This is a genomic window from Parvimonas parva (assembly GCF_045866535.1).
Classification (GTDB): domain Bacteria; phylum Bacillota; class Clostridia; order Tissierellales; family Peptoniphilaceae; genus Parvimonas; species Parvimonas parva.
The window spans coordinates 1-11541 of record NZ_AP038371.1; the positions used below are offsets into that span (position 1 = coordinate 1).

An 11541-nucleotide genomic window follows, 5' to 3' on the forward strand; every position below is an offset into this window, starting at 1 on the left:
TTTTTTTGAAACAGTTTTTAAATGTTTAAATTTAAAGCTTTTAAAAATTTTATTCACTGTGGATAAATATGTTAATAACTTTTTTTATGAGGAGTAATTTATGTTTGAGAATGAAATAATGGTCGATAGTTTATGGCTTGAAGTTTGTAATGAATTAAAAACAAAACTTGGGGAAAGCCGATTCGCTACTTGGATTGACGTTTTAAAGCCAATTTGTTATGTGGATAACAAGTTGATGGTGCTTTGTCAATCGAATTATATTAAAAATTTTATAAATGGTAATTTTAAGGAATATATTGAAGATGCAATAAATAACCAACTTTTTCCTTTGACTCAAGAAAAATCCGAGCTTTTACCTGTTGTTGCAACAGATGAAGTTTATTTAAATGCGATTAAAAATTCAGGTGGACAAACTTCGTTTTTTACAACTAGTAGTGAAAAGGGGAATAAAAAAGGAAAGTTAAAGAAGATTTCTTCTTCAAATAATTCTTCTTCTTTTCCTGATAAATTTACTTTTGACAATTTCATAAAGGGTAAAAATAACGAGTTTGCAATGGCTGCGGCTGAGGCAGTTGCCAAAAATCCTGCCGGAACTTACAACCCACTTTTCATTTATGGAAACTCAGGACTTGGAAAAACTCACCTTATGAAGGCAATAGGATATGAAATTCAAAAACATTTTGATTGTAAAGTTTTATACTTAAGTAGTGAGAAATTTACGATTGATTTGATTGATTCAATTAGGGATAAAAATCAAAATTCCGAATCCGAATTTAGGAAAAAATACAGAAATGTTGATGTTTTGCTTATTGACGATATTCAATTTATCGCTGGAAAAACTGCAACTCAAGAGGAATTTTTCCATACTTTTAATGAATTATACAGTAGAAATAAGCAAATTATCATTTCATCTGATAGACCACCTAAGGAAATCAAAAATCTTGAGGATAGGTTAAAAAGTAGGTTCAATATGGGCTTAACAGTTGATATTCAACCACCTGATTTTGAAACTAGAATGGCTATTTTACAAGATAAAATTAAATATGAGCCGATAGCTTTGTCGAATGATATTTTAGAATTTATCGCAATGAATATAAAGACGAATATCAGGGAGCTTGAGGGAGCTTTAATCAATGTTTTGGCACATTACAAGCTGAAAAAAGATGCTCCGATGACTGTTGATTATGTCAAAGGAATTTTATCTGAAAAGTTAAATGAAATGAATAAAAAAGAATTGGATATCGACTTGATTAAAGAAACTGTTAGTAATTACTTTAAAATAGAAATTTCTGATTTAAGCTCTAAAAATAGAGCGAGTTCAATCGCTTATCCAAGACAGGTTGCGATGTACCTTTGCAGAAATATGTTAGACTGTGCTTTGGGAAATATAGGTTCTGCTTTTGAAAAGGACCATACGACTATAATGCACGGTGTTAAGAAAATTGACGAAAAGATAAAGACGACAGAGTCCGTAAGACAAGATGTAGAGAACATAAAAAAACTTTTAGAAGATTAGTAAAGCCTGCTAAAGTTAAGGAAAGTACCATGTTCAAAAATCTCTTTGCACTTTTATTTGGCCCAGATAAGCTAAGAGTGTAAAGAGAATGGTAATGTATGTTACAAAAAAGTAATTTTTGTTTTAAGGAAATTTTTAGTTATTCAACTTATACTGTTTAAAAGTCGGTGGATAAGTTGTTGATAACTTTTTATAAAATTTTTGTTGTTAATTGTGTTAATAAGTTTGTGATTAATATGTAAGTTATACAGTAGTTATACAGCCTGGAAATGTGTTGATTTGAATGTTAAAGAGGGATATTTAAGTTATCCACAGCCCCTACTACTATTACTACTAAATATATATATATTTTTATGTATGAAAAAGGAGAATATGATGGAAATAAAGATAATGCAAAACGAACTTTTGAGTTTGATAAATATATCTTTAAGAGCGATAAGTTTAAAAAATAATACTTCTATATTAGAAGGGATTTTATTTATCGCAAAGGATAATAAATTAACTTTAAAGTCAACTGATTTAGAACTTGCTATCGAAACTTCAACTGATTGTAAGGTTGATAGGGACGGAGAAGTTTTACTTAATGCAACTATGATTTCTAATATAATAAGAAAATTACCTAATGATGAGGTAACTATAAAGGTTGATAGAGAAAAAGTCTTTATTCAAAGTGAAAATTCAAAATTCAATATTATTGCAATGGATATTTATTCATATCCTGAATTTCCAACTTTTGAAAATAAGGTTGATTTTACTGTTCAAGAAAATTTACTTAAAGTTGCTACTAAGCAAACTATTTTTGCAGCAGCGATTGACGATTACAGAATTGTTTTGAATGGTGTTGATGTTGAAATTGAAAATGGAAATGTAGATTTTGTTGCTCTTGACGGTCATAGAATTGCAAAGAGAAGTTTTAAAATTTCAGAAAATGTTGAAAATAAGGTAATTATTCCTCCAAGAGCTTTAAATGAACTTTCAAAGATTGTTCCGGAAGGTTCTGTTGTAGGCGTTTCTTTGGTTAGAGGAAGTGCAATTTTCACTTTTGAAAATACAATCTTTTCAACTAGAGTAATAGAGGGAGAATATTTAAATTACAGAGCTTTATTCTCTTATGAACATAAGACTAAGGTAGTTGTTACAAGACGTGATTTGATAAATGCGATTGAAAGAGCGAATATTATCTACAAGGCTGAAAAAGGCGATTTAGTTACTTTCAGCATTGACGATACAAGTATTTTAGTTGAGGGTTCTTCTGAAATTGGAGATTTAAAAGATGTTATCGACATTAAAAAAGAGGGAGATGACTTAAAGATTGCCTTTAATTCAAAATATGTTTTAGAGGGTCTAAAGACAATCGAACAAGATACTGTCGTAATAACATTTAACGGTAGAGCCGGAGCTTGTATCATAAGACCGGAAGATGAAAATATTAACTATACTTATTTAGTTTTACCGGTTTTACTACAAGATTATCAATATTAGGAGTTTAAAATGGAAGAAATTTTTATTGAAACTGAATTTATAAAACTTGACCAATTATTAAAATTTGCAGGGATTGTTCAAACGGGAACCGATGCAAAATACTTCATTTCTGAAGGGTTGGTTTTAGTTGACGGTGAAGTTGAAACAAGACGTGGAAGAAAAATCTATGATGGAATGATTGTTAAAGTAATGTTAGAAAATGAAGAAACTGTAATTGTTAAAAAGAGGTAAGTTTGATAGTTGAAAAAGTACATTTAACCAATTTTAGAAATTTAAAGGATATTTCTTTTGATTTTAAGGAAAATATAAATATCTTGGTTGGTAAAAATGGAATCGGAAAGACGAATGTTTTAGAGGCGATTTATTTTTCTCTTGTTGCATCAAGTTTTAGAGCTGTAAAACAAGAGGATTTTATAAGTTTTAAAGAGAATTTTACAAAGGTTAATACCTTTGTTAAGGAAAAGGGATTTGAAAATAAAATTTCTTTTTTATACACAGACGATAAGAAAAAAGTTTTTAAAATAGATGATATTAAGCTAAAAAGTGTAAATGAGCTTTATGATTTTTCGAATGTTTTAGGATTTTTCCCTGATGAGCTTAGAATTATTACGGAAAGTCCGAATTACCGTAGAAATTTTTTTGACAGCTTTATTATGAAAATGATTAAAGGCTACAAGCAAAAGTTGAATATGTATAGAAATGTGATTTTTAGAAGAAATCTACTTCTAAAAGGAATGAATTTGTCAAGTTTTTATAAGCAAGAGATGAATGCTTTGACAAAAAAATCTGCACTTTTATGCTATGAGATTGCTTTAGAGAGAAAAAAGATGATTGACTTAATAAATAGAGAAATAAATTCCATTCATCAAAAGTTAGCAGGAGAAACTCTTTACATAGAGTATGAGTCAATTTTATCTGATTACAATAAGTCTGAAAGTGAGTGTTTAAAGGAAATTTTAGAAAATTTTTCAAAGTCTTATAAATTTGATTGCGAGAATAAAACTACAAATTTTGGAGTTCACAAAGAGAATTTTAAATTTATTTTAAATGGAAATGACGCGAAGAGTTTTTCTTCACAAGGTCAAAAGAGAAATATTATAATTACAACTAAAATGTGTCAAAAAAATATCTTTGAAGAGTTCAAAGGTGTAAAGCCTATTATCTTGCTTGACGATTTGTTCAGCGAGCTTGATGAGAATAGAAGATATGAGATTTTAGACTATTTAACTGAAAATCAAGTCTTTATAACGACGACTGATTTGTCATTTGTAAATAATTATAACAATGTAAATATCATAGAAATGGAAAATGTTAGAAAGGGAAGATATGAGTAAAGAAAAAATTAGAGATTATGGTGCGAAAAATATTAAGGTTTTAACCGGACTTGAGCCTGTTAGACTTAGACCTGGTATGTATATCGGTTCAACAGGTGCAAAGGGACTTCATCACTTGGTTTACGAAGTTGTTGACAACAGTATTGATGAGGCTTTGGCTGGTGTTTGTGATACGATAACTGTTAAGATTTATAAAGACAATTCTGTTAGCGTTGAGGATAATGGTAGTGGTATTCCGGTTGAAGTACATCCACAAACTGGAAAATCAACTCTTGAAACAGTTTTGACTATTCTTCATGCAGGTGGTAAGTTTAATAATGACGCTTATCAAGTTTCAGGTGGACTTCATGGCGTTGGTGTTTCTGTTGTAAACGCACTTTCAGAATGGCTTGTTGCCAATGTTAAGAGAGATGGAAAACTTTATGAGCAAAAATTTTCAAGAGGGGATGCGACTTCAAAATTAGAAGTTGTTGGAACTTCAAAAGAAAATGGTACAATTATAACTTTTAAACCGGATAGCGAAATTTTTGATACAACTATTTTTGAAAAAGAAATTTTAAGAAATAGATTTAGAGAAATGGCATTTTTAAATAAGGGTGTTAAGATTGTTTTTACAGATGAAAGAGAAGATTTTAATGAAACTTTCCATTATGAAGGTGGAATTAAGTCATTTGTTGAGTATATGAATAGAAATAAAAATGCACTTCACAGTGATGTTATTTACTTCCAAGGCGAAAAAAATAATTCACAAGTTGAAATTTCAATGCAATATACAGACGGATATTCTGAAAATATTTTAACATTTGCTAACAATATTCACACTCCAGAGGGTGGAACTCACTTAGTTGGTTTTAAAACTGCCCTAACTCGTGCGATAAATGACTATGGAAGAAAATATAATCTAATAAAAGATAAGGACTCAAACCTTCAAGGTGATGATACGAGAGAAGGTCTTACAGGTATTGTTTCAATAAAGCTACCAAATCCACAATTTGAAGGACAAACTAAGGCTAAGCTTGGAAATAGTGAGAGTCGTGGGATTGTTGAAACTTTCCTTTATGATAACCTAATGACTTTCTTGGAAGAAAATCCAAAGGTTGGTAAAATCATTATAGAAAAGGCGCAAAACAGTGCAAGGGCTAGAGAGGCTGCAAGAAAGGCAAGAGATTTAACTCGTAAAAAATCTATCCTTGACAATACAACTCTACCCGGAAAGTTATCCGACTGTCAAGAGAGCGACATTTCTGTAAATGAAATTTATCTTGTCGAAGGGGATTCTGCCGGTGGTTCTGCAAAACAAGGTAGAGATAGTAAATTCCAAGCCGTTTTACCACTTAAAGGTAAGATTATGAATGTTGAAAAGGCAAGAATTGATAAGATTTTAGGTTATGAAGAAATCAAATCAATGATTACTGCTTTTGGTACAGGAATCGGAAAAGATTTTAATTTAGATAATTTAAGATATGGAAAAATAGTTATTATGACCGATGCCGACGTTGACGGTGCGCATATTAGAACGCTTATTTTAACTTTCTTCTATCGTTATATGAAAGAATTAATCGAACAAGGTCATGTTTATATCGCTCAACCACCACTTTACGGAATAATCAAAGGGGTTAAGGTTGTAAAATATTGTTGGACTGATGAAGAATTACAAACAAGTTTAGATGAACTTGGTCGTGATGCTCATAGAATTCAAAGATATAAAGGTCTTGGGGAAATGAACCCTGCACAACTTTGGGAAACTACAATGAATCCTGAAAACAGACTTTTCCTACAAGTTAAAATCGATGATGAAGAGCTTGTTTCAATAGACGAAACTTTCTCAACTCTTATGGGAGATAAGGTTGAGCCAAGACGTGAGTTTATCGAACAAAATGCTAAATATGTTAAGAATCTTGACGCATAGGAGGAATAAATGGCTGAAATAGAAAATAAATTAAATATAATAGATGTAGATATTGAAAAAGAGATGAAAAGTTCATATCTTGACTATGCGATGAGTGTAATTGTGGCAAGAGCTTTACCTGATATAAAAGACGGATTAAAGCCTGTTCATAGAAGAATTATTTACGCTATGCAAGGTCTTGGACTTTTACCTGACAAGGCTTATAAGAAATCTTCAAGACTTGTTGGGGAAGTAATGGGTAAGTATCACCCTCATGGTGATTTTGCAATTTACTATGCAACTGTAAGACTTGCACAAGATTTCAACTTGCGTTACCCTCTTGTTGACGGGCAAGGAAACTTTGGTACAATTGACGGCGACGGTGCGGCTGCTCCTCGTTATACCGAAGTTAGAATGCAAAAACTTGCTCTTGAAATGTTAAGAGATATAAATAAAGATACAGTTGATTTCGTTCCGAACTATGACGAAAACGAAAAAGAACCTGTCGTTCTTCCAAGTAAATTTCCAAATCTTTTGGTAAATGGTGCTGCCGGTATCGCCGTTGGTATGGCTACAAATATGCCACCACATAATTTAACTGAAGTAATTGATGCGACTTGTGAATATATCGATAATTTCGATATTTCCGTTGATGAACTTATGAAATTCGTAAAAGGTCCTGATTTTCCGACGGGTGCTAATATTATGGGTCTTGAGGGAATTAAACAGGCTTATCATACAGGACGTGGAAAGATTACTGTAAGAGCAGTTGCAAATATTGAAGAATATAATAATAGAAATAGAATTATAATTACAGAAATTCCATATCAAGTTAATAAAACTAATTTGATTATGAAGATTGTTGAGCTTATCAAGGATAAGAGAATTGAAGGAATTTCAGACTTAAGAGATGAAAGTAATATGAAGGGGATTAGAATTGTAATCGAATTAAAAAGAGATGCAAACCCAAATATTATTTTAAACAATCTTTACAAACACACACAAATGCAAACAACTTTTGGGGTTATAAACCTTGCGCTTGTAAATGGAGAGCCGAAAGTTTTAAACTTAAAGGAATTAATCGGATACTATGTTGAACATCAAAGAGATGTAATCACAAGAAGATGTAAATTTGAACTTAAAAAAGCTGAAGATAGAGCACATATTGTTGAAGGGCTTTTAAAGGCAATCGACCATATTGATGAAATCATCAAGATAATTAGAGCATCTTACTCTGATGCTTGTGAAAAACTTATGGAACGTTTCGGCTTTACTAGAATTCAAGCTGAAAGTATCCTTGAAATGCGTTTAAGAAGACTTCAAGGACTTGAAAGAGAAAAACTACAAGATGAGTACAATTCTCTAATCAAAGAAATTGCAAGACTTAAAGAAATCTTAGGAAATGAAAGATTAATCTTAAATATAATCAAAGAAGAGCTTTCTGAAATAAAAACAAAATTTGGAGATGAAAGAAGAACTGAAATCAAACCAAACTTTGATGAAATCGAAATTGAAGAGTTAATCAAAGAAGAAGATGTTGTAATAACTCTTACAAAACAAGGTTACATCAAGAGAATTCCTGAAGATACTTACAAAGTACAAAATAGAGGAGGAAAGGGAGTTGTCGCTCTTACAACAAAAGAAGACGACTATGTTGACAGTCTTTTCGTAACTTCAACTCATAGTATGATTCTATTCTTTACAAATAAGGGAAGAGTTTATAAACTTAAGGCTTACGAAATTCCGGAAGGAAAAAGACAAGCCAAAGGACAAAATATAATAAATCTTTTAGAATTGATGCATGGAGAAAAAGTTAATGCGGTAATACCGGTAAAAGATGCTGGAGATGGTGAATACTTAATTATGGCTACAAAGAACGGTACAATTAAGAGAACTTCAGTTGAACTTTTCAAGACAATCAGAAAAGTTGGAATTAAAGCAATTAACTTAGTTGAGGACGACGAACTTATTCAAGTTAGAGTTTCAACTGTTGAGGACTCTGCAATCCTAGTAACTAAAAAAGGACTTGCAATCAAATTTGCCCTTTCAGATATTAGAGAAATAGGAAGAAGTGGACAAGGAGTTAGAGGAATCAAACTTGATAAAGATGATGAAGTTGTTTCAATGAATCTTGACTCTGAAGGAAAACACCTACTTGTAGTTTCCGAATATGGATTTGGAAAGAGAACCTTAGCCTCAAACTACAAAGTACAAAACAGAGGCGGAAAGGGTGTTAAGACATACAAAGTAACAAATAAAACGGGATATGTCGTTTCATCAAAAATCGTAAATCAAAATGATGAAGTTATCGTGCTTTCACAAAGTGGTGGAATCATAAGACTTCTAGTTAAAGATATACCTGTAAAAGGTAGAGATACACAAGGAGTTATCATCAAAGACGTAAATAAAGATGATGACAAAATAGTTGCAGTTGCAAAATATGTAAATGACGTTGAGTAGGGAGGTACGAAGTGGAACTAAAAGTTGATTTAAGAAAAGAAGAAGAAACACTTTTTGTTGATTTACAAGGAGATTTAGACATTAACTCAAACAAAGAATTAAAAGAAAAAGTTAATTCAGTTGAGGGCGTTAAAAAAATAATAGTAAATTGTGAAAATCTTTCTTATGTTGATTCAACAGGACTTGGCGCTTTCATAAGCATTTACAAAAACATAAAAGAAAAAGGCGAAGGACTTGTAATAAGAGGATTAAAACCACATATCAAAAAAATCTTTCTTATTACAGATTTAGATAAAGTTTTTGAAATAGAGGAGTAATTATGGATAAAATATTTGTAAAAATTCCTTCAGAAAAAAAATATATCTCAACAATAAGACTTTTGGTCTCTTCCATAGCCAATACAATAGCTATGGATATTGAAAATATCGAAGATTTAAAAGTTTCAATTTCTGAAGTTATGAATTTCTTTGTTGAAAAATGTGAATTTGTAGAAATCGCAGTCAATGTTCTTGAAGATAAAATGGAAATAGAAGTAAGCTCATACATTTCAATCTCAGGAATACAAGAACAAGAAGAAAATAAATTTGCTCTACTAATCCTGGAAAGCTTAGTTGACAAAATAGAATTTAAAGAAAAAAGTATATTTTTAGTTAAAAACAAAGGATAGAAATATGAAGAAAAAGGGATATAACAAACCAGATTCAGAAAAAATAAAAGCTCTTTTTAGAGAATATTTTGAAAATCCCACACCTCAACTTAGAGATAAATTAATCGAAAAAAATTTATATATGGCTGAAATTTTAGCTAAAAAATATGTAAATCGTGGAATAGACTACGACGATTTGTTCCAAGTCGCAAGCCTTGGACTAATCTATGCCATAGATAGATATGACATTTCAAAAGGCTTTGAATTTTCAAGCTTTGCAATGCCAACTATCGTTGGAGAAATAAAGAGATATTTTAGAGATAAAGGTTGGGTAATTCGTGTTCCTAGAAGAATACAAGAAAACTCAAAAAGAGTTAATAACGCAAAATATCATTTAACACAAACACTTGGACGAACTCCAACCATAAAAGATATCGCAGACTTCGTAGAACTTTCAGAAGAAGACGTACTGGAAATTATGGAGGCAAGTAAAGTTTACACACCACAATCACTAGACCAAAGTTTTGAAAATTCAGACAGCGAAGACAAAGAGACAAACCTAATCGACATAGTTGGAGAAGACGACAAAGAATTTGATTTTGTCGATAACCAAGACTTCATCAAAAAAACTTTAACAAAATTAACCGAAGTAGAAAAACAAATCATACTCGGAAGATATTTTGAACAAAAAACGCAAGTCGCCCTTGCAAAAGAACTAAACATTTCTCAAATGACCGTAAGTCGCCTTGAAAAAAAAGCCCTTGCCAAGTTTAGAGAAGAGTTGAATATGTAAATTTATGAAATAAAAAATCAACGGAAATCCGTTGATTTTTTTGTGGGGAAGTAAAAAAAATAGAAAACAAAATATTTAACCTCATAGCATTTAGCAAAGGAAAGTCCGGAGATATTTTATATTAATTTTTATAAAAACAATTTTGCCCTTAAATATTGATTTATCCCTTAAAATATGATATATTTTAAGGGATAAAATTATTTTAAGGAGAAATTCAATGAGAAATTTTAATTATTCCAAAATTAAAGATAAAAAATGGGATTCTGAAATTCTATCTTTAGTAGCTTCAATTTATAAGTATCAAGGAAAACAGGAATTGTATTTAAAGCAAAGACCTGAAGAATTAAATAAGCTTATTGAAATTGCAAAGATTCAAAGTACAGAGGCTTCAAATGAGATTGAGGGAATTGTTACGACAAGTGCAAGACTTAAAAAGTTAGTTGAAGAAAAGACGACTCCAAGAAATAGAAATGAACAGGAGATTGCTGGGTATAGAGATGTTCTTAATATTATTCACGAAAATTTTGATGTCATTTCAATTTCAAAGAATTATATTTTGCAAATGCATAAAATAATGTTTAAATATATGGATAATCCACTTGCAGGAAAGACTAAGAATATTCAAAATTACATTACTATAAATTATTCAAATGGAGAGTCAGAAATTTTATTCACACCTCTTTCACCTTTTGAAACACCAGAAGCTTTGGAAAATATATGTAATGAATACAATAAGGTTATTGGAAATTTCAATATAGATCCGCTTATTGCTATTCCAATTTTTATTCACGATTTTTTATGTATTCATCCATTTAATGATGGAAATGGCAGATTGAGCAGATTACTTGCAACCCTTTTACTTTATAGAAGCGGTTTTTGTGTAGGTAAATATATATCTTTAGAGGCTTTGATTGCAAAGGATAAATCAGCTTATTATGAAGCACTTCAAAAATCAGGATTAAATTGGCATGAAGAAAATGAGGATATTTTTCCGTTTATTAAATATTTATTAGGTATAATTCTTGCAGGATATAAGGAATTTGAAGATAGATTTTCTATCGTGGAAGAAAAGCTTCCTGCAATAGAGCTTGTAAGAAAAGCAATTTTACAGAAAATCGGAAGATTTACAAAGCAAGATATTAGAGAGCTTTGCCCAACTCTAAGTTTAAGTTCTATCGAGGGCTCTTTAAGAAAATTAGTAGATGAAGGAGAAATAAAAAGAGAGGGAATAGGCAGAGCTACAAAATATATAAGATTAAAATAAAATCAACGGACATACGTTGATTTTTTTGTGGAGCTAATGTGGCTGAAGTTAAGGAAAGTATGTTTTGAGATGTTCACAGTCGATTGTACTCAAGTCAAAGATTTGGACAATCTTTGCCTCAGACCTTGTTTGCAAGAAAACAAGTTAGGGATATATTG

General features: G+C 30.9%; 10 protein-coding genes. All 10 read left to right on the top strand.

Annotated elements, in window-relative coordinates; genetic code table 11:
* Positions 1 to 100 precede the first annotated feature (100 nt).
* The 10 genes from dnaA (at position 101) to ACKTSI_RS00050 (ending at position 11383) form a co-directional block, all read left to right on the top strand.
* Positions 101 to 1516, top strand: a complete 1416-nt coding sequence (gene dnaA, locus ACKTSI_RS00005; RefSeq protein WP_311525769.1) for a chromosomal replication initiator protein DnaA — start codon at positions 101 to 103, stop codon at positions 1514 to 1516.
* A 375-nt stretch (positions 1517 to 1891) separates the two neighbouring features.
* A complete protein-coding gene (dnaN, locus tag ACKTSI_RS00010; RefSeq protein WP_311525768.1) occupies positions 1892 to 2998 on the top strand; it encodes a DNA polymerase III subunit beta in 1107 nt (368 codons plus the stop codon).
* A gap of 9 nt (positions 2999 to 3007) precedes the next feature.
* Positions 3008 to 3229, top strand: a complete 222-nt coding sequence (gene yaaA, locus ACKTSI_RS00015) for a S4 domain-containing protein YaaA (protein ID WP_288981418.1) — start codon at positions 3008 to 3010, stop codon at positions 3227 to 3229.
* Between the two features lie 2 nt (positions 3230 to 3231).
* Entirely contained in the window at positions 3232 to 4332 is a 1101-nt protein-coding gene (gene recF, locus ACKTSI_RS00020; protein WP_311525767.1) for a DNA replication/repair protein RecF, read from the top strand.
* Positions 4325 to 6241 carry a DNA topoisomerase (ATP-hydrolyzing) subunit B gene (gene gyrB, locus ACKTSI_RS00025; RefSeq protein ID WP_068473281.1) on the top strand — a complete coding sequence of 639 codons (1917 nt, stop codon included), beginning with the start codon at positions 4325 to 4327 and terminating at the stop codon, positions 6239 to 6241. Before recF ends, gyrB begins: the two co-directional genes overlap by 8 nt.
* A gap of 9 nt (positions 6242 to 6250) precedes the next feature.
* The gene (gyrA, locus tag ACKTSI_RS00030; protein ID WP_407862815.1) at positions 6251 to 8680 is read left to right on the top strand and encodes a DNA gyrase subunit A; all 2430 of its coding nucleotides are present in this window, start codon (positions 6251 to 6253) and stop codon (positions 8678 to 8680) included.
* 11 nt (positions 8681 to 8691) lie between these two features.
* Complete coding sequence (locus tag ACKTSI_RS00035; protein ID WP_201274865.1) at positions 8692 to 8997, top strand: STAS domain-containing protein; 306 nt, start codon at positions 8692 to 8694, stop codon at positions 8995 to 8997.
* A gap of 2 nt (positions 8998 to 8999) precedes the next feature.
* Positions 9000 to 9347 carry a hypothetical protein gene (locus ACKTSI_RS00040; RefSeq protein ID WP_407862816.1) on the top strand — a complete coding sequence of 116 codons (348 nt, stop codon included), beginning with the start codon at positions 9000 to 9002 and terminating at the stop codon, positions 9345 to 9347.
* Positions 9348 to 9351: 4 nt separating this feature from the next.
* Positions 9352 to 10119 (top strand): SigB/SigF/SigG family RNA polymerase sigma factor, encoded by a 768-nt coding sequence (locus ACKTSI_RS00045; RefSeq protein ID WP_407862817.1) that lies wholly within the window; start codon positions 9352 to 9354, stop codon positions 10117 to 10119.
* 217 nt (positions 10120 to 10336) lie between these two features.
* Entirely contained in the window at positions 10337 to 11383 is a 1047-nt protein-coding gene (locus ACKTSI_RS00050; protein WP_288867852.1) for a Fic family protein, read from the top strand.
* Positions 11384 to 11541 lie beyond the last annotated feature (158 nt).